This is a genomic window from Streptomyces sp. NPDC056231 (assembly GCF_048270745.1).
In the GTDB taxonomy this organism is placed as follows: Bacteria; Actinomycetota; Actinomycetes; order Streptomycetales; family Streptomycetaceae; genus Streptomyces.
In genome coordinates this window covers 11,856-37,425 of the sequence record NZ_JBLVKW010000024.1, presented here as the reverse complement: position 1 = coordinate 37,425, position 25,570 = coordinate 11,856, and the positions used below count along the sequence as shown (strand labels likewise).

Annotated in this window: 22 protein-coding genes and 2 pseudogenes; 12 read left to right on the top strand and 12 right to left on the bottom strand. The window is 70.3% G+C overall.

The genetic code is table 11. The features are described from left to right. Positions 1–64 precede the first annotated feature (64 nt). Both ACNPQM_RS19950 and ACNPQM_RS19945 read right to left on the bottom strand, forming a co-directional pair. Positions 65–1,396 (bottom strand): RNA polymerase sigma factor, encoded by a 1,332-nt coding sequence (locus ACNPQM_RS19950; protein WP_418085074.1) that lies wholly within the window; start codon positions 1,394–1,396, stop codon positions 65–67. Then, the gene (locus ACNPQM_RS19945) at positions 1,369–1,788 is read right to left on the bottom strand and encodes a YciI family protein (RefSeq protein ID WP_418085073.1); all 420 of its coding nucleotides are present in this window, start codon (positions 1,786–1,788) and stop codon (positions 1,369–1,371) included. Before ACNPQM_RS19945 ends, ACNPQM_RS19950 begins: the two co-directional genes overlap by 28 nt. A gap of 133 nt (positions 1,789–1,921) precedes the next feature. Between ACNPQM_RS19945 and ACNPQM_RS19940 the strand changes: the two are divergent. Beyond that, positions 1,922–2,328: pseudogene (locus ACNPQM_RS19940) on the top strand (zinc ribbon domain-containing protein); the annotation flags it as partial. A 34-nt stretch (positions 2,329–2,362) separates the two neighbouring features. Here ACNPQM_RS19940 and ACNPQM_RS19935 read toward each other — a convergent pair. After that, positions 2,363–3,856, bottom strand: a complete 1,494-nt coding sequence (locus ACNPQM_RS19935) for an MFS transporter (RefSeq protein ID WP_418085072.1) — start codon at positions 3,854–3,856, stop codon at positions 2,363–2,365. A 257-nt stretch (positions 3,857–4,113) separates the two neighbouring features. Here ACNPQM_RS19935 and ACNPQM_RS19930 point away from each other — a divergent pair, with 257 nt between their 5' ends. Beyond that, positions 4,114–4,485, top strand: a complete 372-nt coding sequence (locus ACNPQM_RS19930; protein ID WP_418085071.1) for a YciI family protein — start codon at positions 4,114–4,116, stop codon at positions 4,483–4,485. Further along, a complete protein-coding gene (locus tag ACNPQM_RS19925; protein ID WP_418085070.1) occupies positions 4,482–5,747 on the top strand; it encodes an RNA polymerase sigma factor in 1,266 nt (421 codons plus the stop codon). Before ACNPQM_RS19930 ends, ACNPQM_RS19925 begins: the two co-directional genes overlap by 4 nt. A gap of 50 nt (positions 5,748–5,797) precedes the next feature. On the opposite strand, the pseudogene ACNPQM_RS19920 reads toward ACNPQM_RS19925, so the two are convergent. Together ACNPQM_RS19920 and ACNPQM_RS19915 are read right to left on the bottom strand one after the other, a co-directional pair. Beyond that, positions 5,798–5,965: pseudogene (locus ACNPQM_RS19920) on the bottom strand (nucleoside deaminase); the annotation flags it as partial. Positions 5,966–6,140: 175 nt separating this feature from the next. Next, positions 6,141–7,055, bottom strand: coding sequence for a class II fructose-bisphosphate aldolase (locus ACNPQM_RS19915; protein WP_418085069.1), 915 nt, complete (start codon positions 7,053–7,055; stop codon positions 6,141–6,143). Positions 7,056–7,393: 338 nt separating this feature from the next. Between ACNPQM_RS19915 and ACNPQM_RS19910 the strand changes: the two genes are divergently transcribed. From ACNPQM_RS19910 to ACNPQM_RS19880, 7 genes are all read left to right on the top strand, one after another. Then, positions 7,394–8,350 carry a GlxA family transcriptional regulator gene (locus ACNPQM_RS19910; protein ID WP_358862728.1) on the top strand — a complete coding sequence of 319 codons (957 nt, stop codon included), beginning with the start codon at positions 7,394–7,396 and terminating at the stop codon, positions 8,348–8,350. A gap of 103 nt (positions 8,351–8,453) precedes the next feature. Continuing rightward, positions 8,454–9,452: a type I glyceraldehyde-3-phosphate dehydrogenase gene (gene gap / locus ACNPQM_RS19905; RefSeq protein WP_418085068.1), complete on the top strand. Its 999-nt coding sequence runs from the start codon at positions 8,454–8,456 to the stop codon at positions 9,450–9,452. 282 nt (positions 9,453–9,734) lie between these two features. Continuing rightward, positions 9,735–11,417, top strand: a complete 1,683-nt coding sequence (locus ACNPQM_RS19900) for an NAD-dependent malic enzyme (protein ID WP_418085067.1) — start codon at positions 9,735–9,737, stop codon at positions 11,415–11,417. Continuing rightward, positions 11,414–12,877, top strand: a complete 1,464-nt coding sequence (fumC, locus tag ACNPQM_RS19895) for a class II fumarate hydratase (protein WP_418085066.1) — start codon at positions 11,414–11,416, stop codon at positions 12,875–12,877. Before ACNPQM_RS19900 ends, fumC begins: the two co-directional genes overlap by 4 nt. A gap of 428 nt (positions 12,878–13,305) precedes the next feature. Beyond that, positions 13,306–14,523 (top strand): hypothetical protein, encoded by a 1,218-nt coding sequence (locus ACNPQM_RS19890; protein WP_418085065.1) that lies wholly within the window; start codon positions 13,306–13,308, stop codon positions 14,521–14,523. Positions 14,524–14,588: 65 nt separating this feature from the next. Further along, complete coding sequence (gene argG, locus ACNPQM_RS19885) at positions 14,589–16,034, top strand: argininosuccinate synthase (RefSeq protein WP_366137716.1); 1,446 nt, start codon at positions 14,589–14,591, stop codon at positions 16,032–16,034. A gap of 158 nt (positions 16,035–16,192) precedes the next feature. Further along, positions 16,193–16,774, top strand: coding sequence for a hypothetical protein (locus tag ACNPQM_RS19880; protein WP_418085064.1), 582 nt, complete (start codon positions 16,193–16,195; stop codon positions 16,772–16,774). 62 nt (positions 16,775–16,836) lie between these two features. On the opposite strand, the gene ACNPQM_RS19875 is transcribed toward ACNPQM_RS19880, so the two are convergent. From ACNPQM_RS19875 to ACNPQM_RS19865, 3 genes are all read right to left on the bottom strand, one after another. Then, positions 16,837–17,355 carry a hypothetical protein gene (locus ACNPQM_RS19875; protein ID WP_366137717.1) on the bottom strand — a complete coding sequence of 173 codons (519 nt, stop codon included), beginning with the start codon at positions 17,353–17,355 and terminating at the stop codon, positions 16,837–16,839. A gap of 399 nt (positions 17,356–17,754) precedes the next feature. Continuing rightward, positions 17,755–18,222 (bottom strand): lamin tail domain-containing protein, encoded by a 468-nt coding sequence (locus ACNPQM_RS19870; protein WP_418085063.1) that lies wholly within the window; start codon positions 18,220–18,222, stop codon positions 17,755–17,757. 418 nt (positions 18,223–18,640) lie between these two features. Further along, complete coding sequence (locus tag ACNPQM_RS19865) at positions 18,641–19,627, bottom strand: ArsR/SmtB family transcription factor (RefSeq protein ID WP_418085062.1); 987 nt, start codon at positions 19,625–19,627, stop codon at positions 18,641–18,643. A gap of 122 nt (positions 19,628–19,749) precedes the next feature. On the opposite strand from ACNPQM_RS19865, the gene ACNPQM_RS19860 reads away from it, so the two are divergent. After that, the gene (locus tag ACNPQM_RS19860) at positions 19,750–20,706 is read left to right on the top strand and encodes an SMP-30/gluconolactonase/LRE family protein (RefSeq protein WP_418085061.1); all 957 of its coding nucleotides are present in this window, start codon (positions 19,750–19,752) and stop codon (positions 20,704–20,706) included. A 102-nt stretch (positions 20,707–20,808) separates the two neighbouring features. Here ACNPQM_RS19860 and ACNPQM_RS19855 read toward each other — a convergent pair whose 3' ends face one another. Genes ACNPQM_RS19855 through ACNPQM_RS19840 form a run of 4 tightly spaced genes read right to left on the bottom strand, consistent with a single transcriptional unit; the run spans position 20,809 to position 24,332 of the window. Next, a complete protein-coding gene (locus ACNPQM_RS19855) occupies positions 20,809–21,579 on the bottom strand; it encodes a type 1 glutamine amidotransferase (protein ID WP_418085060.1) in 771 nt (256 codons plus the stop codon). Further along, positions 21,576–22,319 carry an amino acid ABC transporter ATP-binding protein gene (locus ACNPQM_RS19850; protein ID WP_418085059.1) on the bottom strand — a complete coding sequence of 248 codons (744 nt, stop codon included), beginning with the start codon at positions 22,317–22,319 and terminating at the stop codon, positions 21,576–21,578. Before ACNPQM_RS19850 ends, ACNPQM_RS19855 begins: the two co-directional genes overlap by 4 nt. Position 22,320: 1 nt before the next feature. Continuing rightward, positions 22,321–23,433, bottom strand: a complete 1,113-nt coding sequence (locus ACNPQM_RS19845; protein ID WP_418085058.1) for an amino acid ABC transporter permease — start codon at positions 23,431–23,433, stop codon at positions 22,321–22,323. Continuing rightward, positions 23,430–24,332, bottom strand: coding sequence for an ABC transporter substrate-binding protein (locus ACNPQM_RS19840; protein ID WP_418085057.1), 903 nt, complete (start codon positions 24,330–24,332; stop codon positions 23,430–23,432). Before ACNPQM_RS19840 ends, ACNPQM_RS19845 begins: the two co-directional genes overlap by 4 nt. 190 nt (positions 24,333–24,522) lie before the next feature. Here ACNPQM_RS19840 and ACNPQM_RS19835 point away from each other — a divergent pair, with 190 nt between their 5' ends. Then, positions 24,523–25,563 carry a LacI family DNA-binding transcriptional regulator gene (locus ACNPQM_RS19835; RefSeq protein WP_418085056.1) on the top strand — a complete coding sequence of 347 codons (1,041 nt, stop codon included), beginning with the start codon at positions 24,523–24,525 and terminating at the stop codon, positions 25,561–25,563. The last annotated feature ends 7 nt before the right edge of the window (positions 25,564–25,570 follow it).

The following is a 25,570-nucleotide window of genomic DNA, read 5'->3' as shown; positions in this document are numbered from 1 at the left end:
CGGATGGGCCGTATTCGGTCCTGTCGATCGGCCGGGCGAGGCGGCCGCATGGTGCGGGTGGACATCACTCCAATGCAGCCGCCTTGCGCAGCAGCACTGACCGCTCGCGGGCGTTGCGACACAGCCGGGCGGCAAGCTCCAGCTCAGCCCGGGCCTCGGCGGTCCGGCCGAGCCGGACCAGCAGTTCGCCGCGCACGCTCGGGAGCAGGTACGACCCCGACAGGCGGCCGGAGACGGCCAGTTCGTCGACCATGCACAGCGCCTGCTGCGGCCCGCTTGCCATCGCGACGGCCACGGCCCGGTTGAGCTCGACCACGGGTGAGGGGGCCACGCGGCCGAGCGCCTCATAGAGAAGCACGACACGCTCCCAGTCGGTCTCCTGCACCGAGGGTGCCGTCGCGTGGCAGGCGGCGATCGCGGCCTGCAGACCGTACGGTCCAAGGCCCCGCCCGACAGCCGTGGCCCGGCCGAGCACGGCCAGACCGCGACGGATCGCCGACCGGTCCCACAGACGCCGGTCCTGGTCCTCCAGGAGCACCGCCTCCCCGTCGGGCCCGGTACGTGCCGGAAGGCGCGCGGCGGTGAGCTCGAACAGCGCGAGCAGTCCGTACACCTCCGGCTCAGCGGGCAGCAGGGCAGCCAGCATCCGGGCCAACCGAACAGCCTCGTACACGAGATCGGGGCGCAGCAGGCGGTCACCGGTCGTCGCCGTCGAGCCCTCCGTGAAGATCACATACAGGACGCTCAGGACACCGCCGAGCCGCTCGCGCCGCTCTTCGGACGGCGGCAGCTCGAACGGCACTCCCGCCGCGGCGATCGTCTTCTTCGCCCGGGTGATCCGGGCCTGGACGGTCGCAGTGGGCACGAGGAATGCCCGGGCGATCTCCTCGCTGGACAAGCCGCCCACCACGCGCAGTGTGAGTGCCACCCGGGCCTCGGGCGAGAGCACCGGATGGCAGGCGGTGAACATGAGCGCGAGGACGTCGTCGTCGACCCGGTCGGGATCCCACGGCAGGTCGGCCGGCCGGCCGAGCGCGGACACCGTGCCCGAGCTGAACTCGCCCTCGGCCAGCTGGCCCGCGAGCATGGCGTACCGCTCGTCGAGTGCCGACTTGCGGCGGTAGGCGTCGATGGCCCGCCGCCGTGCGGTCGTCAGCAGCCAGCCCACCGGGTTGGTCGGTGCACCGTTGCGCGACCAGGTGACGAGTGCCTCCGCCAGCGCCTCCTGCGCGACATCCTCGGCGAGCGCGAAGTCCCCGGTGTAGCGGGCCAGTGCACCGACGATCCGTGCGGACTCGATCCGCCAGAGGGCCTCGACGGCCCGCCGCGCCGCCTCGGCGCCCGGCGGGCCGTCGGCGGCCGCGGGCCTCAGAGCTGGCCGGTCCGCTCGCGCCACGCCCGCTCCTTGATGATCCACTCGTTGTCCTGCGGGAACTCGTCGATGCCCGGCACGCGGCGGATCTCGCACTTCGAGCCGGTGATGGCCGGGAGCCGCTTGGCCCATTCGACAGCCTCCTCCTTCGAAGCGACGTCGATCACGTAGAAGCCGCCGAACAGCTCCTTCGTCTCGCCGTACGGACCGTCTGTGACCACCGGGGTCTGTCCGCTGAAGTCGACCACCACTGCCTGGGACGGGTCGTCCAGCCCCTCGGCGGCGACGAGCACGCCTGCCCTGATCAGCTCCTCGTTGAAGCGGCCCACCGTCTCGAGCATCTCCTCGAAGGGTGTCTCCATCATCTTCGCGACGGATTCGTCCGTGCCTCGCATGATCAGCATGTATTTCGCCATCTTCGGTCTCCTCGATACAGCGGTCGCCTCTCGACCCTCTCTATCCCAGGTCGAACGGCGTAGTCGCGGATCGACACAGCAGACGGCCGGGACTCCACCCACGACTAACTGATCGTTTCAGAATGAGTTGAGCCTCACCATCACGAACATGGTCAAGTCGGCCAAGGGAACCATCGAGGAGCCAGGGAAGAACGTTGCCCAGAAGTCTGGGCTGAACCGTTCCATCAGCGGCAAGGCATGGGGCCGGACGGTCACCATGCTGACGTACAAGACCGCCCGGCTCGGCGGCGCCCTGCACAAGGTCCCCGCCCCGGCACCTCCCAGCGCTGCTCAGCGTGCGGATTCACCACGCCCGGCAACCGGGAGAGCCAGGCCGTGTTCGTGTGCAAGAACCCGGACTGCGGCTGGTCGGGCAACGCCGACCACAACGCAGCCCGGAACGTCTTGCACCTGTACCGGATGGGCCTCGCGCTCATCCCGGCTGCCGGGAGGGCAGTCGTCAGGCGCGCGAAGCGCGTCAAGCCCGCTGCCGCAAGGTAAGCAGGAATCTCCTGGCTTCAGCCGGAAGAGCACTTCAAGAGTGAGTCACCTCGTAGTCAGGGAGTGCGGCCTGAGTGGTCCGCGTTGCCGGGCGCATGGTCAGGATCAGTACAGCCAGCCCGGCGAAGATGACCGCGGCGACGACGCCGGTGACGTGCAGACTGGCGGTGAACGCCTCCCGCGCGGTGTGCAGCAGTTGAGCGCCCTGGCCGGCGGGAAGGTGCCGGCTGGCGGCGACCGCGCCGGCCAGCGAGTCGGACGTGCCGTCCATCCGGCTGCGGTAGACCACTGCGGCCACCACTCCGAGCAGCGCGAAGCCGAGCGAACCGCCGAAGTAGTTGCCGGTCTCCGACATCGACGCCGCCGAGCCGGCGCGCTGTGGCGGTACGGACCCGACGACCAGCCCGGTGCCCAGCGCGAACAGCGGGCCGGTGCCCAGCGCCAGTACGGCGATGCCGGTCATCACCAGTGGCAGGGCGCTCGCACCGTCGACGCCGACCAGCAGCAGGCTGCCCAGCGCCGACCCCGCCAGCCCGCCGGCGATCGCGGTCGTCTGCTTCATCCGCCGGGCCAGCGCCGGCGCGGCCATGGTGCCGATCGCGACGCCCAGGCCCATGGGTGCGAACAGCATCGCCGACACGACCGGAGAGAAGCCCAGCACGCTCTGCAGGTACTGGGTCACCAGCAGGCCCGTACCGGCCATGGCGATGCCGGCGAAGACCAGCGCGACGAGTACGGCCGTGAACGGGCGGTTGCGCAGCAGCCGCAGGTCCAGCAGCGGCGTCTGAAGCCGCAGTTGCCGGCGTACGAAGAGGCATCCGATGGCCGCGCCGACAACGAGGGCCACCGCGGGTACGGCCGGCGCGCTCTGGAGGGTCAGCTGCTTGATGCCGTAGACCATCAAGAGCACCGCCGCGAGCGAAAGGCCGACGCTGACGGGGTCCAGCCGGCCGGCCTGGTCGTTGCGGAACTCCGGCAGCAGGACCGGCCCGGTGAGCAGCAGCAACGCCATCGCCGGCACGGCGACCAGGAACACCGATCCCCACCAGAAGTACTGGAGCAGGAATCCGGCGAGTACGGGTCCCAGCGCGCCGCCGGTGAACTGGCAGGTCGCCCAGATCGCGATGGCCTGCCCGCGCTGCCGTTCGTCGCGGAACATGTTGGTGATCAGGGCAAGTGTGGACGGCGCCAAGGTCGCACCCGCGACACCCAGCAGCGCACGCGCGATGATCAGCATCAGCGGGCCGGCCGCGAAGGCCGCCACGACCGACAGCACCGCGAACGCCGCTCCGCCGATCATCAGCAGCCGCCGGCGGCCGATCCGGTCGCCGAGCGTACCCATCGTGATGACCATGCCGGCCACCATGAATCCGTAGCTGTCACTGATCCACAGCTGCTGGACGTTGCCGGCACCCAGGTCGGCGCTCAGCCGTGGGAGCGCGAGGAGCAACGCCGTCATGTCCATCGCGACCAGCAGTGTCGGCAGCGCCAGGACGACCAGTCCCAGCCATGCCCGGTTGACCTGCATATCCGAAGCTCCTTGTTCTCTCGATGTTTCGCCGGTTGGTCGGAGCGGTCGGCGCCTTCTTGACATCGGTACGGTCGGAAATCTCGCGTGTCTGCCACGGTGGGGCGTCACCGGACGTGGCGGCCTCGCGGTCCGGGCGGTGCGACGGCGACAAACTCATGCGAATTTTTCGGCGGGGGACGTCAAGACGGCGACGGCGGCTCCGACCAACCGGTCGAAGGGCCCGGCCGGGGCCCGCGAACCACAAGGAGTACGAGATGCAGTTCCTGATCAGCATGCACATCAACCCGGCAGTGCTGGACGCGCTGACCGACAAGGAGAAGGCGGCGATCGGTGAGGGCCACGGCACGTTCATCGAGGCGCTGAAGAGGTCCGGCGAGCTGATCACCACGCAGGCGCTGGTCGACCCGTCGCAGGCCGTCGTGGTGACCGTACGAGGCGGCCAGCCGGTGGTGACCGACGGGCCTTTCCTGGAGTCCAAGGAGTATCTGGGCGGCTTCTACCTGATCGACTGCGAGAACAAGGAGCGGGCGATCGAGCTGGCAGCGCAGATCCCGGACGCCGCGATCGAGGGTCTGGGGATCGAGGTGCGGCAGGTGATGTTCGCTGACGGACAATTGGAGGCATGACAGCACCAGCACCCGTCATCGAGGACCTGCTGCGTGAGCTCACGCCGCAGGTCCTCGGCACGTTGGTACGTCGGCACGGCCAGTTCGAAGGGTGTGAGGACGCCGTGCAGGAGGCTGTCCTCGCCGCCACCGTGCAGTGGCCGGCCGAGGGAGTGCCGGACAATCCGCGCGGCTGGTTGACGACGGTCGCGTCCCGGCGGCTCATCGACCAGATGCGCAGTGACCACGCGCGCCGCGAGCGGGAGTCGGCGACAGCCACCGAGGTGGTGCCCGAGGACGTACCGGACACCGACGACACGCTCGTCCTGCTGTTCCTGTGCTGCCATCCGACGCTGACCGCGGCCTCTCAGACCGCCCTGACGCTGCGCGCGGTCGGCGGCCTGACCACTGCCGAGATCGCCCGCGCGTTCTTGGTGCCGCAGGCCACGATGGCGGCCAGGATCAGCCGGGCCAAGCAGCGCATCAAGGCCGCCGGCAGCTCGTTCGCCCTGCCGGACGGCGCGGAGCGCGAGGCGCGGCTACCGGTCGTCCTGCACGTGCTCTACCTGATCTTCAACGAGGGCTACACCGCCTCCTCGGGCAGCGAACTGCACCGTGCCGACCTCGCACACGAGGCGATCCGGCTGGCCAGGATGGTGCACGCGCAGCTGCCCGAGGACGGCGAGGTGACCGGGCTGCTCGCGCTGATGCTGCTGACCCACGCCCGCCGTCAGGCACGTACGACGGCGGCCGGCGACCTGGTGCCGCTGGACGAGCAGGACCGTACGAAGTGGGACCGCGGGCTGATCGGCGAGGGCGTCGCGCTGGTCAAGGCGTCGCTGGCCGGCCCGGCGCTGGGGCCCTACCAGCTGCAGGCCGCCATCGCCGCCACGCACGCCGCCGCGGCCACGGCCGAGGAGACCAACTGGCGGCAGGTGCACACTCTTTACCTGATCCTGGAACGGATCGCTCCCAACCCGATGGTCACCCTCAACCGGGCGGTCGCGCTCGCCGAGACCGAGGGCCCGCCGGCCGGGCTGGCCCTGCTGTCCGCCTTGGACAATGACGAGCGGATGGCCGGGCATCACCGGCTGCTGTCCGTACGGGCGCATCTGCTGGAGAAGACCGGCGACACGGCCGGGGCGTACGAGCACTACCGGCGCGCCGCGAAGTCCACTGCCAGCATCGCCGAGCAACGCTACCTGGAGTCCCGGGCCGGCCGGGTGGCACGCCTTTGCACCACAGGTGTTGCGGTCAATACAGTGCCGAGTCACAGCCCGTGAGCCTCGAGGACTTTGTTGCGAGTCCGCCTCGGGACCGTCAGCCGGCGCTCTCAGTCACGGCGGTAGTAGGCGTCGATGGGGGCGCGTGCCTCGTCGAACAGGGTCGGGCCGTCCTGCGCCACCGTCGGCCAGGCTCCTGAATTCGGGTTGAGTTCGATGAGTTGCTCAGTGGAGAGCGCGTAAACGACACGGCCGAGTCCGGAGCGGACGATGCCGCCGGGCTCGGGCGGTGGCTGCGCCCACGCAGAACGCTCGGCTGGAAACCCCAGCCGAGCGCCTGCATGAACTTCTCACGGGGTGACCAGCCGACCACGTGTGACAACGGCCGACGGTACTGATGTCCGGCGCAGGACATGAGCGCCTGTCGCCAGGGGCGAGCCGGTCCGTCAGGCGTCAATGCCGTCCGGCGTGGTGCTTTGCAGCAGGGGAGCACGGGCGCGGCCCGGTGTCCGGGCCCTCCAGGGTCTGGATGATGCGGGCGACCACGTCCGCCATCGCCCGGCGGGCGGCAGCGAGGCAGGCGGCCGGGTCCTGCGTGCCACTCGCCGCGAGCCCGTCGCGCAGCGCCCGCGTCATCGCGGGGTCGAGAGCGCGCCCGAAGCCGATCTTGGCCACGTCCGCGACGACCGCTGCCCTCAGTTCTTCCGGGTTCGCCGCGGACAACTCCCGAAGGACGAGGGGCACGTTCACCGCTGCCCGCAGCCCGGCGAGCAGCGAGCGGTGGTCATCCGCCGTGCAGGTGCCGAAGGGGTGGCTTTCGCCGCTGAGCACAAGTGCGTCGGCGCCGGTGGCGTCGGCGAACTCCTGGGCCGTCCCGGGGGCGAGGTGCGCTCCGTGCGGACAGGGCGACGTGCCGGTCCGTGCGGCGCGCGGGCCCTCGCGGCCGCCGGTGTCCGTCAACTCTGCCTCCGCCCAGAGCCCCTGCTCGTGCGCCCACGAGACCGCGTCCCGGGTCACGGCGACGGCTCTGGCGTAGGAGAGGTGACCGGCGTCGTACATGATCGAGCCGAAGCCGCAGTGCGCTGCCTGGGCGAGCAGTGCGGTCCTGCGCACCTTCGTCAGGTGGAGTCCGACCGGCACGGTGGCAGTGCGCGCCATCTCGGCGGCGGCCCGGGCGAGTGGCGCGAGGTGCCCGCCGTGATGGTCCACCGCCGTCTCGCCGATCTGGATGATCACACCGCTGCCCGCCAGTTCCGCCCCCGCCACGATTGCCTGCAGGTGCTCGAACGTGTGGGCGTCGAAGGCGGCGACAGGGCGGTGGTGCGCCCGGCCGTCGGAGAGCATCGGGCCGATGGCTGCGAGCGTCAAGGGAGCCTCCAAAGCAGCACGTTGGGTGCCCCGGACTGCAGGGCGCGGGTATTCATGATTACACGTGCTCGCAAAGGGTGGTATTCACGCATGAGTGTGCACCCATGGTGGGTGGGACGGTCGCAGACGAGGTGACAGGCAGGCCGGATCAGCTGGCGGGGCGGTAGGAAAGTGGGGTCGGGTGCGGCATTGGCAGCGGCTCGGGCGGAGTCCATGGCTTCTGCCCATGCGTGATTGAAGTTGCGCAATAAGTGTGCGGGGCACGCGTTTTTGAGCATCAGGCGGTTGGGTGACCCGGTGTATCGAGCCAGGCGGCACCCCCGCGTACCCTCTTTCCCGTGCCAGCCTCCCGCCTTCATCGCGTCGCCGTCCTTGTGCTCGATGGTGCGAAGCCGCTCGATGTCGGCATTCCTGCGCAGGTCTTCACGACCCGCGCGAGCATGCCGTACGAGGTGCGGGTGTGCGGCGCGGCGCCCGGCCTCGTGACCGGCGGGGAAGGCCTGTCGTACTACGTCACCCACGGGCTCGACGCGCTTGCGTGGGCCGACATCGTCTTCGTCCCCGGCTACCGGTTCCCGGACCGCGACGACCCGCCGCAGGCCGTCATTGACGCGCTGATCGCCGCCCACGACCGGGGTGCGCGGCTCGCCGCCATCTCGACGGGCGCGTTCGCGCTCGCCGCCACGGGCCTGCTCGACGGCAAGCGCGCCACGACTCACTGGCATTACACGCGGGCGCTTGTGGCGAAGCATCCGCTCGTTCAGGTCGACGAGAACGTCCTGTTCGTCGACGAGGGCAGCGTGCTGACGTCGGCCGGCGCCGCCTCGGGCATCGACCTGTGCCTGCACATTCTGCGCGGCGACCTCGGTGTTGCCGCATCGAACTACGCGGCCCGGCGCCTGGTCGCGGCCCCCTACCGCAGCGGCGGCCAGGCGCAGTATGTGCCGCGCAGCGTGCCCGAGCCGCTCGGCGAGCGGTTCGCCGCCACCCGCGAGTGGGCGCTGCACCGGCTCGGCGAGCCCCTCACCCTCGAGGCGCTCGCCCGGCATGCGACGGTGTCGCCCCGCACGTTCTCGCGACGCTTTGTCGAAGACACGGGGTACACGCCGATGCAGTGGGTCATGCGTGCCCGGATCGACGTGGCCCGTGAACTGCTCGAGCGTTCGGAGCGAAGCGTCGAGCAGATCGCCGCCGACGTCGGTCTCGGCACCGGTGCGAATCTGCGGTTGCACTTCCAGCGCATCCTCGACACCACGCCGAGCGAGTACCGGCGCACCTTCACCAAGGGCGAGTAGCCCGTCCTCACGTGGCGAGATCCTTTTGAACCATGGCGTTCACGCCGCTGTCGCGGGCGGATGCCGGGCGCGAACCTGATGGCGAACAGAAGGGACATCGCTCATGACTCGCATCGCTATCAACGGATTCGGCCGTATCGGACGCAATGTGCTGCGCGCGCTGCTCGAACGCGGCGACGACCTCGAGGTCGTTGCCGTCAACGACCTCACGGAGCCCGCCACTCTTGCACGGCTGCTCGCTTTCGACACCACGGCCGGCCGGCTGGGTCGCCCGGTGACGGTCGACGGAAGCGCGCTCGTCGTCGACGGCCGTCGCATCGCGGTGCTCGCCGAGCGCGAACCGGAGCAGCTGCCGTGGGCCGAGCTCGGCGTCGACATCGTGCTCGAGGCGACCGGCCGCTTCACGTCGGCCAAGGCCGCCCGCGCCCACCTCGACGCGGGTGCGAAGAAGGTGCTCGTCACCGCACCGTCGGACGGTGCTGATGTCACGCTCGCGTTCGGAGTCAACACCGACGCGTACAACCCGGACCTGCACACGGTCATCTCGAACGCCTCGTGCACGACCAACGCGCTTGCGCCGCTGGCCGCGGTACTCGACGAGCTCGCCGGCATCGAGCACGGCTTCATGACGACGGTGCACGCCTACACGCAGGAGCAGAACCTGCAGGACGGTCCGCACCGCGACGCCCGCCGCGCCCGCGCCGCCGCTGTCAACATCGTGCCGACCACGACGGGTGCCGCCAAGGCGATCGGCCTCGTGCTGCCGAACCTCGACGGCAAGCTGTCGGGCGACTCGATCCGCGTGCCGGTTCCGGTGGGCTCGATCGTCGAGCTCAACACGACCGTGACGCGCGAGGTGACGCGCGACGAGGTGCTGGCGGCGTACCGTGCCGCAGCACAGGGGCCGCTGGCCGGCGTACTCGAGTACTCGGACGACCCGCTGGTCTCATCCGACATCATGGGCAATCCGGCCTCGTCGATCTTCGACTCGGCCCTTACCCGCGTCGACGGGCGCCACGTCAAGGTGGTCGCCTGGTACGACAACGAGTGGGGCTTCTCGAACCGCGTGATCGACACGGTCACGCTGCTCGCCGGTCGCTGAGCGGACGCCTGGACGGCCCCGACCGCCACAGACCGCGCTGCCCGGCACTTCCTGTCGGCGCTCTGGTGCAGCGAGTGTCCGGATCGCCCCGGCTGCGGTGGCTGGGGCGATCGGTGCCGTGCGGCGGGACGTCAGTTCTTGACCGGACTGCTGCCGGCGCGGTGTTGGCCGCCTCCGCACCTCTGGCCCGCCAAATCGCCGTCGGCTGCTGGAGTATCTACGCTTGTTCTGGGGGCGCAGGGCGCCCGTGCCCGGGCGCGTACCTAGCCGCGGGAGAGATCCATGTCCCAGAGCACGCACCAGCAGCACGGCCGTGGTCTCAGTGTTCTCGACGACCCGGCGCAAAATCGCGGCGTCGCCTACACCCAGGAGCAGCGCAAGGCGCTGGGTATCACCGGGCGGCTCCCCGCGGCCGTACTGAGCCTGGACGAGCAGGCCGAGCGGGCCCATCGGCAGTTGCTGGCACAGCCGGATGACCTGGCGAAGAATGTGTTCCTGGAGGAGCTGCACGACAGCGACGAGACGCTGTACTTCAAAGTTCTGATGGATCACCTCACGGAGTTGCTTCCGGTGGTCTACGACCCCACTGTCGGGGTGGCGATCGAGCGGTACAGCCATGAGTACCGCCGGCCGCGGGGACTGTTCCTGTCCATCGACGAACCGCAGCAGGTGGAGGAGGCGTTCACAGGGCTCGGGCTGGGCCCGGACGACGTCGACCTGATCGTGGTCACCGACGCCGAGGAGATCCTCGGGATAGGCGACTGGGGCGTGGGCGGCATTCAGATCTCGGTCGGCAAGCTGGCGGTCTACACGGCTGCCGCAGGGGTGGATCCGACCCGAGTGATCCCGGTCTCGCTCGACGTGGGAACGGACAACGAGACGCTGCTCAGCGACCCGCTGTACCTCGGCAACCGGCACTCCCGGCGTCGCGGCGCCGAGTACGACGCCTTCATCCGCACCTACCTGGAGACCGCCTCCCGGCACTTCCCGCACGCGCTGCTGCACTTCGAGGACTTCGGGCCCGGTAACGCCCGCCGCATCCTTGAGACGTACAAGGACCGCACGCGGATCTTCAACGACGATCTGCAGGGCACCGGAGCGATCACGATCGGCGCCGTCCTGTCGGCGCTGCGCGTCACGGGCGTGCCGATGCGGGAGCAGCGGGTGGTGGTGTTCGGTGCCGGCACCGCGGGCGTCGGGATCGCCGACCAACTGCGTGATGCGATGGTGCGCGACGGGGCGGCCCTCGATGAGGCCGTCGGCAGGATCTGGCTCATCGACAAGCAGGGCCTGCTCACCGACGGCATGAGCGGACTGCGCGACTACCAGCAGCCCTACGCCCGGCGCGCCGCGGACGTGTCCGGCTGGGCCGTTGACCCGCACGGCGCCCCTTCCCTGCTGGACACCGTACGCAGGGCGCGCCCGACCGTCCTCATCGGCACCTCGACCGCGCACGGCGCGTTCACCCGTGAGGTCGTCGAGGCGATGTGCGAGGCGGCCGAGCGGCCGATCATCTTCCCGCTGTCCAACCCGACCGAGCGCATCGAGGCCATGCCCGCCGACATCATCGCCTGGTCCGGGGGGAAGGCGCTGGTAGCGACCGGCATCCCGGTGGAGCCTGTGGTGTACGAGGGTGTCACCCACACCATCGGCCAGGCCAACAACGCGCTTCTCTACCCCGGCCTGGGGCTGGGTGCCATCGTGTCCCGCGCCGAGCGGGTCACCGACGGCATGCTGCTCGCCGCCGCCGAGGCCGTCACCCGGCAGGTGGACGTCAGCGAGCCCGGGGCGTCGCTGCTGCCCCCGGTGGCCGACCTGCGCGCCTCCTCGGCCGCTGTGGCCGTTGCCGTGGTCGAGGCGGCCCGGGCCGACGGGGTTGCCACCGCCGCCGTCGACGACCCTGTGCAGGCCGTGCAGGACGCGATGTGGCAGCCGGTCTACCACGACGGCGGCGGCGTGTCATGACCGCGCGCCACCAGGAAGCCGCCGGCGCACACCCGCAAACTCCCCCTCGTATCCTCGGCCTGCCGGTGGGGCTGACCGCGACGGGCTCCCGCCGCGAGACCGACTCCATGGGCGAGATCGAGGTGCCGGCCGACCGCTACTGGGGTGCCCAGACCCAGCGGTCGCTGCTGCACTTCTCGATCGGCGACGACCGGATGCCGAAGGCCGTCTACCATGCGTACGGCTACGTGAAGAAGGCTGCGGCGCTGGTGAACGGGCGGGCGGGCAGGCTGCCCGGGTGGAAGGCCGACCTCATCGCCCGGGTCGCGGACGAGGTGACCGGCGGTCAACTGGATGAGCACTTCCCGCTTTTCGTCTGGCAGACCGGTTCCGGCACCCAGTCCAACATGAACACCAACGAGGTGATCAGCAACAGGGCCATCCAGCTCGTCGGCGGGGAGCTCGGTTCCAAGAGCCCGGTCCACCCCAACGACGACGTCAACATGGGGCAGTCCTCCAACGACACCTTCCCCACAGCCATGCACATCGCCGCCGTTCTCGAGATCGAGGACCATCTGATCGCGCAGGTGCGGCGACTGCGGGACGCCGTTGACGCCAAGGCCCGTGCCTGGCACGACGTCGTCAAGATCGGCCGGACCCATCTGGAGGACGCGGTCCCGCTGACGGTCGGCCAGGAATGGTCGGGCTACACGCACCAGCTGGACGACGCGCTGGAGCGAATCCGCGCCACACTGCCCGGGCTGTACGAGCTGGCCGCGGGCGGCACCGCCGTCGGCACCGGGCTCAATGCTCCTGACGGTTTCGGCACGGACATCGCGGCGCAGATCGCCGAGCTGACCGGCCGGCCGTTTCGGACCGCGCCGAACAAGTTCGCCGCGCAGGGCGGACTGGACGCCATGGTGGCGGCCTCGGCCGGTCTGCGGGCGCTGGCCGTACCGCTGATGAAAATCGCCAACGACATCCGGTGGCTGGCCTCCGGGCCGCGCTGCGGGTTCGGCGAACTCGTCCTCCCGGCGAACGAGCCGGGCAGCTCGATCATGCCCGGAAAGGTGAATCCGACACAGTGCGAGGCCATGGTGATGGTCTGCATCCAGGTCCTGGGAGACGACTCGGCCGTCGCCTTCGCCGGCACGCAGGGCAACTTCGAGCTGAATGCGATGCGCCCCGTCATCGTCAACAATTTCCTGCACTCGGCAAGGATTCTCGGCGACGCCTGCGGCAAGCTCCGCGAGTTCTGCATCGAAGGGATCGACCTCGACCGGAACCGGATCGGTGAGTTCGTGGACCGCTCCCTCATGCTGGTCACTGTCCTCTCCCCGGTGCTCGGCTACGACCGGGCCTCGGCCATCGCGCACAAGGCCGACCGCGAGGGCACCACACTGCGCGAAGCCGCCCTCGCCAGCGGCTACATCACCGCGGACCGGTTCGACCGCATCGTGCAGCCGGAGCAGATGGTCTGACCGGCGGCGGGGGCGCGTTCCTGCACGTCCGGGCGCGGTCCCTGTGCGTACGTCCAGCGCGACCACATGGTCGGTCCAGGGCGGTGGCGTGGGCTGCAAGTGGACGCCGTCGAAGCAGACGAGGGTGCGGCGGGCCCGGTCCGTGCAGCCACGGTGGATCTTGAGGCGTTCGCCGGCACCGGAGTCGGGCAAGGCGGTCGCAGTGACGCCCTATGGCAAGGACAACCGGTGCGTACCCACGATCACCGGCACCACCTCGGCCCGTTTCTTCCTCGGCGGTCAAGCTGGTCGGCTCGCCGGTCCCGGACCACCGGTGCGTCCTCGCGGCCACCGGCCATCGGCATGGGGTGTGCGTCGGCGACGCGCACATCCATTACGGGACGCCGGCTGTCACGTATGTGCTGACGAGAGCAGGAGTGAGGGAGCGTATGAGGGGCGGGACCGGGGACACCGTCCGCGCGGGAGTGTGCCTGCTGCTGGCCGCCGTGCTGCTGGGGGCGGCCTGGCTGCTCTGGCAGGAGGCGGAACGGCTGCGCGCGGACGACGTGGACTTCGCGAAGGTGGCGGTGGTCGAGGACGGGCACCCCACCGGCCGGCTGAAGGTGTGCGGGGACCGCTATCGCAAGCCGTACTGCCTGCAGCGGGAACGCGTCACTGTGCGGGACACCGCCTACAAGCTCAAGCGCACGTCCACGGTGTACACGCTGGAGCTGACCCGGGCGGACAAGCGCGCGATGGAGCTGAGCTACCGCGACCACAACTCGCACGAGGAGCGGGACTCGGTGTACGGGCGGGCACGGGCCGGGGAGCCGGTGACCTTGTTCTGGTGGCGCGGCTCGGTGCGGATGGTCCGGGCCGGTGAGGGCGACGACACCGCCACCGTGCACACCGGCCACTACCCGGGACGGCTCTTCGCCGGGCCCGCCGCGCTGGCCTCCGCGCTGTGCGGGATCGGCCTCGGGCCGCTGTGGGCGGCGCTGTGGCTGCCGCTGCGCGGGCGGCGCAATCCGCTGACGATGGCATGGCAGTGGGTGGCGCCGGCACTCGCACTGGGGGCCGCGGGTGGTGTCGGCGCGCTGGTGGCGCTGATCGCGCCGCGGCCCGAAGCGGTGGTGCGGGGCTTCGCGGTGGCGGCGGTGGCACTGCTGGTACCGGCCCTGCTGGTGCTGCGGTGGTGGACGCGGACGCGGCCGCCGCGCAAGTGCGAGGTGGAGCCGGTCGAACCGGTCGAGGTGCACGCGGTGGACGGTGCCGTCGCCGGCACGGGCCCGTGGAAACTGGACATCAACGGCCCGCTGTACGTGGGGCCCGGGGTGCTGGGCACGACCCCCGACCCCTGCGCGAAGGTGGCGTTGAAGCCGCTGCCGGGTCCGCTGCGGGTGCTCGACGTACGGCCGCCGCTGCGCAGTGATCCGCGGGCGGTGCGGCGGTACTCGATGACCCCCTACCTGGACGCGGAAGCGCGCGAGAGAAGAACGAACGGCCGGTACCGGCAGGCGGCAAAACAGGCGACCCATCCGCTGGTCGCCGTCTGCGAGGTACTGGACGGGCCGGGGCGTGGCTCGCGGGTGCTGATAGGGGCACCGGAGCAGGACATGCCCGAGGTGCTGGGAGCCATCGCCGCGCACGCGCGGCGATGGCTCTGAAGCGGTGCCGGCCGGACCCGGCAAGCCATCTTGCATAATCATGCGAATGCATACATACTCTTCCTATGTCTAAGGTTCTCACCTCACTGCCCACCGGCGAGCGCGTCGGCATCGCTTTCTCGGGCGGCCTCGACACGTCCGTCGCGGTCGCGTGGATGCGCGACAAGGGTGCCGTCCCGTGCACCTACACCGCCGACATCGGCCAGTACGACGAGCCCGACATCGCCTCGGTGCCCGGCCGCGCGAAGGCCTACGGTGCCGAGGTCGCGCGCCTGGTCGACTGCCGGGAGGCGCTGGTCGAAGAGGGCCTGGCCGCGCTCGCCTGCGGCGCGTTCCACATCCGCTCGGGCGGCCGTGCCTACTTCAACACCACGCCGCTCGGCCGCGCCGTCACCGGCACCCTGCTGGTCCGGGCGATGCTCGAGGACAACGTACAGATCTGGGGCGACGGCTCGACGTTCAAGGGCAACGACATCGAGCGGTTCTACCGTTACGGCCTGCTCGCCAACCCCCACCTGCGCATCTACAAGCCGTGGCTCGACGCCGACTTCGTCTCCGAGCTGGGCGGCCGCAAGGAGATGTCGGAGTGGCTGGTCGCCCACGGCCTGCCGTATCGCGACAGCACCGAGAAGGCGTACTCGACCGACGCCAACATCTGGGGTGCCACCCACGAGGCCAAGACGCTGGAGCACCTCGACACCGGCGTGGAGACCGTGGAACCGATCATGGGCGTGCGGTTCTGGGACCCCTCGGTCGAGATCGCCGCCGAGGACGTGACGATCGGCTTCGACCAGGGCCGCCCGGTGACGATCAACGGCAAGGAGTTCGCCTCCCAGGTCGACCTGGTGATGGAGGCGAACGCGATCGGCGGCCGCCACGGCTTGGGCATGTCGGACCAGATCGAGAACCGGATCATCGAGGCGAAGAGCCGCGGCATCTACGAGGCACCCGGCATGGCGCTGCTGCACGCCGCGTACGAGCGCCTCGTCAACGCGATCCACAACGAGGACACCCTCGCCCACTACCACAACGAGGGACGGCGCCTCGGGCGGCTGATGTACGAGGGCCGCTGGCTGGACCCGCAGGCGCTGATGGTCCGCGAGTCGCTGCAGCGCTGGGTCGGCTCGGCGGTCACCGGCGAGGTGACCCTGCGACTGCGGCGCGGTGAGGACTACTCGATCCTGAACACCACCGGCCCGGCATTCAGCTACCACCCGGACAAGCTTTCGATGGAGCGCACCGAGGACTCGGCGTTCGGCCCGGTGGACCGGATCGGCCAGCTCACCATGCGCAACCTCGACATCGCCGACTCGCGCGCCAAGCTCGAGCAGTACGCCGGCCTCGGCATCGTCGGCACGACCCACCCCGCGCTGATCGGCGCCGCCCAGGCGGCGACCGGCCTGATCGGCACCATGCCGGAGGGCGGTGCCGAGGCCATCGCCTCCCGCGGCGAGGTCTCCGGCGACGACGAGCTGCTGGACCGCGCCGCGATGGAGTTCGGCACCGACTGACCGGTGCGTCGGCCCGCTCCGGACAGGGGATCGGAGCGGGCCGAGCCCGGTCGTATCCGGCAGGCCGGGCCCGCGTTTGTACGGGTTCTGCCTGCACGGTTTCGTCACGCCGACCGGGAGACCCCCGGGCATGCTGAACACGCTGGATACCCTCCAGCATGAAGATCATATTGAGCAGTCTCGCGGCCGGGTTGGGATTCGGGGCGGCCACCTCGCTCATCAACGCGCTTTCCTCCCCGTACGGGGAGCTCGGCGCCCCGCTCACGGGGACCGTTTGGGCCGGCGCCGCCAAGGTGCTCAGCCTGCTGATGGACGCAGGCTGGTCCTGGGCCGGGCTGGCGGTGGCGATGGGCTGGGTGGCCGGAACACGGGCCTTGGGCGCGTTGGCCGGGGCCCTGGCGCTGTTCGCCGCCACGGGGGCGTACTACGTGACGGACGCCCTCGTCTGGGGGGCCGGCACGGATATGGTCAGGTGGTGGGTGGTGGGTCTGCCGTTCGGGTTGGTCCTGGGTGCGGTGGGTTCAGCCATCAGGCGTCCTGGATTGACCGGCCTGCTGGCAGCGTTGACAGTGCCGGTGGGTGCTGCCGTGCAGATGGTCGTCCTGCCGCCCAGTCCGCACCTCACCCTGACCCCGTCGATGGTTCTCGCCGAGGTCATCGTCTGGACGGCTTCCGCGCTGGGTGCCGGATGGGCTGTCTGCCGTTTCTGGGCCACGAAGCGTGCAGGCACGGCCGGGTAGCGGAACCACCTCCCTGGTCACGGGCAAGCCGGCCGGCGGTCCAGCGGGCTCACGCGTTTCTTCTACTCCTCGATATCGCCGATGGCGGCGCGGAGGTCGTGCAAGCCCTGCAGGATCGCGATGACCGATGCCTCCGTCCGGTCGAGAGCTCGCCGGGTGGCCCGAATGTCACCGCGCTCGAAATAGAGCTGGGCGCTGAGTGCGTCCGTAGCCGCCACCACGGCCGCCCAGGACGCCGCCCGGTGAGGAGGCCCCGCCTCCTCGGCTCCCATGAGCTGCACCGCGGTGAGCTGCAACCGGTTCGCCAGCACGATGGACGAAACCTGTGAGTCGGGTCCTGCCTGCTCCGTCCATCCGAGAAGCGCTTCGGCGACGTCCTGCAGCGGTTGCCCGCCCCTGCCGGTCGAGGCGGTGATTTCCAGTTCTGTCTTGGCCAGCAGGGCGCCCAGCAGTCGCAGCCGGTCCTCGGCCTGCGGGCCCTGGGGCCACACGTCCGGATCCAGTACCGGTTCAGCCCCCAGGGCGACGAGGGCTGCGTAGATCTGCTCCGCACTCACCGGGTGCACGCTTCTGATGCTCACCCTCTCAGCTTCACCGCACGAAGGAGGCAGTGCACGCACCGCTCGCCGGTCTTCGTCGAGGACATCGCGATGGTGGGTTCAGGGCAGCGGCGGCTCAGAGCGCCTTCAGGTACGTGGCGTCTGCTTCCGGACTCGGGGCGTGGCACCCGTGACGTTCCCCTCCTTACAGGTGTTGGGCCCTGCGGCGTGCGCATCTTCGATCCCTCGGATGCGTACGCCTGGGCCCTGGGCCCTCAGACCAGGGCCCTGCAGCACCGTGCCGGGTGGTGGGAAGCCGGGGACCCGGGCGTATGAGAGCGGCGTGCCACCGCCCTGTGCGGGTGGTGGCACGCCGGACCAAAAGGGTTGCACCCCGGGGGCGGAAGGTGCGCCCTTGGTCAGTGACGGGACAGGTGCGGGTCAGCGGCGGTGGCCCCAGGAGTGGGTGTCCACGGTGCGGCCGCGGTTGTCGCGCAGGGTCGCCTCGTCGGCGTAGTTGCTCCAGATGTAGTCCCGGCTGCCCTGGTAGACGTCCCGGCGGGTGTCACGGCCGGCCCCGGTGTGGACCCGGACCGTGGCGCGGCCGGCCAGGCGCAGGTCGCCGAAGCGGTACAGCTTGCCGCTCCGGTCCGAGAGCGACCATCCGTCCAGGTCGACCGCGCGGCCGCCGGTGTTGGTGACGTCCACCCACTCCCGGTTCAGCGAACGGTTCGACCAGTCGTCACGGCCGGGGCTGTCGTACTGGATGTCGCCGAGGACAACGCTGGAGTGCAGCTGGTGGCGGCCGTGGTCGCTGTCGGCGGATGCCGGCATCGCCGCCACGGCGACGACGGAGCCGGCTGCCACAGCGGTAGCGGCGATGCGGCGGACGGTACGAGAAGCAGACATTGATGTCCCCTCAAACAAGGGCGCCCAGGGCCCGGTCACGGGCCATGCTGCGCGGTGCGGTACCCGGCCGCCTCAGGCCGAGAACCCAAAGACTGGAGCACCTCCCCCGCCACCGACAGCGACTCCAGTTCGTGTTACTCAATGCAGACATTTCCGTAACTTGCGATTGCGCTGATCACACATCCCGCCCGGGCATAGTCGGGCGCCCGCCCGCACTGCTCGTGGCGGTCGTGGCGCGCATCGTCGTCCCGGTCCGCCGGGTCCGCAGGCGGCCACGCCATCGGAACGGCATGCGCCCGGGCCGAGCGCCTGCGCTGCCGTCCTTCGGCCCGGGCGCAAAGCCGCCGGTGTCTGCTGGTGAGAAGTGGGGGCCGACGGGCGGCGGGCTGCTGTCGCCGCCTCCGTGCCGGGGCGGGCCTCAGAACGACGGCTCCTCACCCGCCAGCAGGGCCCGTCCGAGCGGGGTCAGGCTGTGCAGGACGGACAGGCCCGTCCGGGCGGTGTCCACCAGTCCGGCGTTGCGCAGAACAGTGGCGTGCTGGCTGGCCGCCGCCAAGGAGATCCCGGCACGTCCGGCGAGCACGGTCGTGGTGGCCGGGACGCGCAGGACGGTGAGCACAGCTGCCCTTGTCCGGCCCAGCAGTGGTCCCAGCACGTCGCACGAGAAGGCCGGCTCCTCGGCGAGAAGCATCGGATGGACCAGGACCGTCGACTTCTGCGGCCGGTACATCACCATGGCGCCCGGTGCGAACCAGGACGGTACGAGCAGCAGTCCGCGGCCGCACAGCGCGATGTCGTGCCGGGACGCCGACGGGAGAGTCAGTACGGGCGCCTGCCAGCTCCATGTGGGGCTGAGCGTGGTGAGCAGGGCGTCGACCCCACCGCGTAGCAGCATCTCGGCGCGCACCGCCCGGTCGGTCATGGCATCAGCCCTCAGCCGCGGCCACAGCGGGGCGACCGCCGAGGTGAAGTACCCCTTGAGGTCGCGCTGCAGGGCGCGCCGCGCCGCCGGTGAGCCGTTCGCGAGCTCTCGTGCCCACCGGCTCGGCTGCTCCAGGCCGCCGTTGGGCCCAGGTGTGTCCGCCAGACCCAGGTCCAGGGCCAGCTGTTCGGCGGGGGCTGCGGTGACGAGGTCGAGTGCGGTGGCGAAGTCCCGGGCCGTCGGCTGTTGAAGGAAGTCCGGCAGGAAACCGTTGCGGGGAACCAGGTCGAGCAGGACACCGGGCCGGGGGCGGGTGTCCTGCATCGCTTTGTGCCACTGGCCGAGGGCGGGGCGTGCGGGGCCCCCGGTGGGGGTTGCGCCCCGGAGACGACGCACGCTGAGTGCCGTTTCCAGCAGGGCGTCGGGAGTCTGGGCCACCGTGACCCTGCGCAGGTCGGCGTCGGTGAAGTGTAAGCGGATCACGCCGCCTGATTATCGGTGCGGTCATGCCTTTCCGCGAGAGCCGAAAGGCGATGCGGCCGGATCGTGTATCGGCCAGGCTCCTGTGCGGCACGCCGGTCCACGAACTCCTGGAGGTCCCCACGATGCGCGCCACTTCACGATTGCTCTGTCTTCTCGCCGCCGTCCTGGCGGCCGTCTTCGGCGGTACGCCCGAGGGGGCCGTCGCCCGCCCGCTGCCTCGCACCTACGTCGTCTCCGACGCCCCCGGCGTCCTGCCGGAGGGGATCGCCGTCGACCGGGACGGCACCGTGTATGTGTCCTCCGACGGCACCGGCGCGCTGTACCGCGGCCATGTCCGCGACTCTCGTCTGGATGTGTTCCGTGCCGAGGGAATCGAGAGCCGCCCCAGTTCCCTCGGCGTGCACACCGACAGGCACGGGTGGGTGTTCTCGGTGGGCGGCGCTGTCCTGAGCGTCCACGACCGCAACGGGAGGCTGCTGGCCGAGCGTACGGCCGAGCCCGGTCCGCTCGGCCCGCCGCATCTGAACGACCTGGTGATCACGAAGGACGCCGTCTACGTCACGGACTGGGCCAATCCGGTGGTCCTGCGGGCCCCTCTCCACAACGGCCGCCCGGGGCAGCTCGAACCGTGGCTGGACATCCGGTCCGCGTTCCCGCAGTTCCCGGCGCAGTACTGGCTGCTCAACGGCATCGTGGCGGACCGCTCGGGCAAGACCCTGCTGGTGTCGTCCAACGGAACCGAGGCGGTCTGGCGGGTGGACACCGCGACGCGCGTGATCGATCAACTGGATTTGGGTGGTGAGTCGTTCGGGGCTGACGGGATGCTGCTGTCGGGCCGGACGCTGTACGCCGTGCTCAACTACGGTGCCCCGCACGGCGTGTACATCGCCGAGCTGGACGCGCAGCTGCGCACGGGAACGGTGACCGAACGGATCACCGGCGAGCCGTTCGACCTGCCCACCACGCTCGCCCGGCACGGCTGCCGGCTGTACGTCGTCAACAGCCAGCTGGATGACCCTCCGGGCTCTCCTCCCTACACGGTCAGCGCGATCGATGACCCGACCTGTCCGCGCCGCTGACGGGTGCTTGCCGCACGCCCCCTGTCGACCCGTTGCCCGGCGGGGAGGACCGGTTGGGCCGACCATGCCGGCAGCCCGACCGGTCCGGCCGTCATCTGGCCCTCATGGCCGCCGCTTTGCCGCAGTGCGCTGTCGGGCGGACGGGCCCGGACCGTCGGCAACCATGGACCCCCACTGCTCGGCGAGAGCCCCCCAGAGGGTGCGCAGCCGCTTCTCCTCGCGCTCCACCTCGGCGACGACCTCGCCCGGTTCAAGTCCCAGGGCGTGCAGCGGACCGACGTCCTGCGTGCCCCAGGTGCGTATGTCGTCGGCCAGCACCTCGGGGTGGAACTGAACACCCCACACGGCGGTGCCGATCCGGTACGCCTGGTGGGTGCAGCGCTCGCTGGTGAGCAGCGCAACGGCACCCTCGGGCAGCGTGGCCGTCTCCTCCCAGTGCCACTGCACCGCGCGCAGCCACCCGTCCTGGTTCACGAGTCGTGCGAACAATGGGTCCATGAAAGCTTCTTGATGGATTATCAGATCATTGAGTCCGACCTCGGGCAGGGCGGCGTGCCGGACCTCGCCTCCGCAGGCCACCGTCAGCAGTTCCATGCCCAGACAGATCCCCAGCGTGGGGAGGTCCCGGGTTACGGCCTGCCGCAGCAGTTTGCGCACCTGCGGCAGCCAGGGCGCCTGCTCCTCGTCGTAGGGGCCCATGGATCCGCCGAGGACCAGCAGCCCGTCGTATGCGTCCAGGGTTCGGGGCAGCGTGTCGCCCGTCCAGGGGCGACAGAGGTCGATCACCAGGCCCTGTTCGGCGAGGCGCTCGCCGAACTGGGCCGGGCCCGTGCCGTCCTCGTGTTCCACGACGAGCACTCGCGCGCCGCTCACAGCCGACCTGCCTCGACGATGCGGCGCAGGAAGGCGCGGGTGCGCTCCTGCTGGGGGTCGCCGAAGATCTGCTGCGGCGGCCCTTCTTCCAGCAGTACGCCTTGGTGGAGGAAGCACACCTTGTTCGACACCTCCCGGGCGAAGCCCATCTCATGGGTGGCCAGCAGCATGGTCATGCCGCCCTCGGCCAGTTCGCGGACGATGGCCAGTACTTCGGCGACGAGTTCGGGGTCGAGGGCCGAGGTGATCTCGTCGAGCAGCAGTGCGCGGGGGCCGGTGGCCAGGGCGCGTACGATGGCCACCCGCTGCTGCTGGCCGCCGGAGAGCCGGTCGGGCATGCTGTCGGCCTTGTCGGCCAGGCCGACCCGCGCGAGCAGGGCGCGAGCCTGTTCCTCGGCCTCGGCGCGCGGTATCCCGCGCACCCGCATCGGTGCGAGGGCGACGTTGCGCGCCACGCTCATGTGCGGGAACAGATTGAAGTGCTGGAAGACCATGCCGACATCGCGGCGCAGCCGGTCCACATCGGTGCCGCGGCCGGAGGCGACATCACCGCCGACCCGGATCTCGCCCCCGCTGATCTCTTCCAGGCCGTTGATGCAGCGCAGCAGGGTGGACTTGCCGCTGCCGGAGGCGCCGATCAGGGTCACCACCTGGTGCTGGGCCACGGTCAGGTCGATGCCGCGGAGCACGGGGGTCTGCCCGTAGCTCTTGTGCACCTTGTCGATCTCGATGAAGGCCATGTCAGGCTCCCTTGCCGCGGCGCTGCTCGCGTGCCACGAGCCGGTCCACCAGCCGGGCCTGCGGGATCGTGATGAGGATGAAGAGCGCCGCGACCACGGTCACCGAGGACAGGTTGAAGTGGTTGGACGCGAAGATCTTCGACTGGTTGAAGGCGTCGATGGTGCCGATGACATTCACCAGCGCGGTGTCCTTCTGCAGGCTGATGAAGTCGTTGAGCAGCGGCGGTACGACGCGGCGGGTGGCCTGCGGCAGCACCACATGGCGCAGCGTGGCGCTGCGCGAGAGGCCGAGTGAACGGGCCGCCGCGCTCTGGCCGGGCGCGATGGACTCGATGCCGGCCCGGAACACTTCGGCGACGTACGCGCCGTAGGTGAGGGTGAGCGCGAGGATCGCGAACCACACCGGGCTGAGTGAGCTGAGCACCGGCACCTCGGCGAGCGGCAGTCCGAAGCCGATGAGGTAGATGACGATGATCGCCGGTACGGCGCGGAAGCCGTCGATGTATGCCGTGGCGAGCAGTCGCAGCGGGCGGCCGGTTCGCCCCGGCGCCATCCGGGCGAGAGCGAGCGTCAGTCCCCACACGAGGATCAGGATCTGCGCGGCGACGGCGATGAAGAGGTTGGTGCCGAACGCGGAGGCGGTCTCCCGCAGGCTGATCCCGATCACTTCGCCGTCGAGGAAAGTGCGCTGCACGGCACGGTCATTGGCGAACAGGAACCAGACCGCGCCGAGCAGGACGACCGCGGCCAGACACCAGCCCAGTACGGTCCGGGCGTCCTCGCGGCCCTCGGACGCGGCCCGCCGGGCGTCGGCCCGTCGGTCCTCGGACCAGGCCGCGGCGGCCGCGCGGCCCGAGCGCACCGCCCGCAGCGCGGGCCTCAGCAGGGTGAGCACGGCGGCGGTCACGAGGACCGTACCGACGACGACCGGCAGGCCGGAGCCGGGCAGGACCTTGCTCACGGACCGGGCAGTGGCGGCGGTCAGTGCCACGGTGACCAGGACGGCCGCCACCGCGGCGGCCGCGAGCGGCAGTGCCGGCCGGGGTGGGGTGGCTTTCGGCGGCTCGGTCCGCCCGGCCTTCAGCACAGTCAGCAGATCGGTGGGCACGGTCACTTGGCGCTCCACACCGGGATCGCCGCCGGGTCCCCGCCGAAGGCCTGGGCCAGGTAGGTGGAGGAGAGCTTGTCGAGCGTGCCGTCCTTCTTCATCGCGTCGATGGCCCCGTCGAGGGCGGCGGAGTTCTTGCCGCCCTTGGGGTACAGCGCTCCGTACGACTCGCCGGTGTCGTACTGTCCGATCACCTTGAGTTTGCCTTTGGACTCCTGGGCCTTGCCGAGCACGATGGCGACATCGGTGAGCGCTGCGTCGATCTGGCCCGCCTGGAGCGCGGCCTGCACCTCGACGTCGCCCGCGAACACCTTCGGCTGGCTCTTCGGGTGGAGGCGGTCGCGGACGAAGTCGGCGCCCGTGGTGCCCTGTTTCACGCCGAGCCGCAAGCCTCCGATGTTGTCCTCGGTCACCTCGGACCCGGACTTGACCAGCACGCCGATGTTGGAGGAGAAGTACGGCGACGAGAAGTCCACCACCTTGCGGCGGGCGTCGGTGATGGAGATCTCCGCGAGCGCCATGTCGAAGTCCTGGGTCTTGCCCGCGACGAGCGCGTCGAAGGACACATTGCGGACGGTGAGCTTGGACAGGCCGGCCCGGTAGGCGAGATTCGCGGCCATGCAGTACTCGTATCCGCTGTTGATCCGACGCACGGTGTCGCCGTTCCACCAGCCGGGGCTGGGAAGGTCACCGACCACGGTGAGCGTGCCCTTCTCGACGGTCTTGAGGTGGATCGAGCCGCGGGTGCCGGTCACCTTGCACGTGCCGTAGGCGCGGGACCCCTTGGCGTCCGTGGTGTGGGTGGTGGAGTCTCCGCCGCCGGCCACGGAACCGCCGCAGGACGTGAGGGCCGCGAGCAACACGGCGGTCAATGCGGGCAGGGCAAACGTACGGACGCTGCGCATGGAGCTCCTAGAGGAGAGGTGCCGGGAAACGGTGGCGCCACACTGCCCAAAACGTTTTTGTACGTCAAGACCTCGAGGTCAGCGAAAGAAAAACGTTTTGGGTTCGAGGGTGCGGACAGGCCGTTCTCTGGCACTCTTGAAGCCGCCGCGCGTTGGAGCTCGGTGGATGACACGGAGGGGCGACCAGAGCATGACCAGCCGGAAATCGACACGGGCCGGGAAGGCCGGTCGGCGGATCGGCATCCGCGACGTCGCGCAGGCCACCGGCCTGTCCATCACCACCGTGTCCCACGCCCTGCACGGCAAGGGCCAGATCGCCCCGGCCACCCGCGAGCGCGTCCGCCGCGCCGCCGAGGAACTCGGCTACCGCCCCGACCCCGTGGCCCGCGGACTGGTGTCCGGACGCACCGGCATCCTCGGACTGGCGGTAGGACATATGTCGGACCGCCCGTGGACCGGCACTTACCGCCCGTACTATGCGGCGTTCTCCGCCGGCGCCACCATGACCGCCGTCGAGCGGGACTACGCCCTCGTCGTCGTCCCGAGCGATCCGGCCTCCGGGCTGTGGGCCCGCGTCCCCATGGACGGCCTCATCATCGTCGACCCGGTACGCGAGGACCCGCTGCTCGCGGACTGCGCGCGCCGCCGCATGCCGGTGGTCACCGACGGCCGTCCCATCGATCCGGGTTACGAGGATGTCCCCACCGTGGAGAGCGACTTGGAGCACGGCATGGCCGAAGTCCTCGGCCACCTGCGGGACTCCGGCGCCAGACGGGTCGGTCTCCTGTCGGGCCCGGAACCCGACGCGTACACCCAGGACTGCGAGCACCTCTACCGCACGTGGTGCGCCGCGGCCGGCTGGCCGGCGCTCGTCGAGGCACCGGCTGCCTCCGAGGATCCGGTGGAGGCGGCGCTACGGCTTCTGTCCGGCCCCGACCGCCCGGACGCGGTCCACGGCCTCAACGAGACATACGGCCAGGCCCTGGTGATCGCGGCCCGGCGGCTGGGCCTGCGTATCCCCGACGACCTGATGGTCAGCGTGATGCGCGAGAGCGACCAGTCCTGCGGCACCGAGGACTGGGATGTGCCGCTGACTGCGCTGAGCCTGAACGCGCGACGCCTGGGCGCCGAATCCGTGACGATGCTGATCGATGCCCTGGACGGAAAGGCACCGCGGAATGTGGTGGTGCCGTGCACTGTCGTGGTCCGCAGGTCCACACTCCGTGCGTAAACGGTTC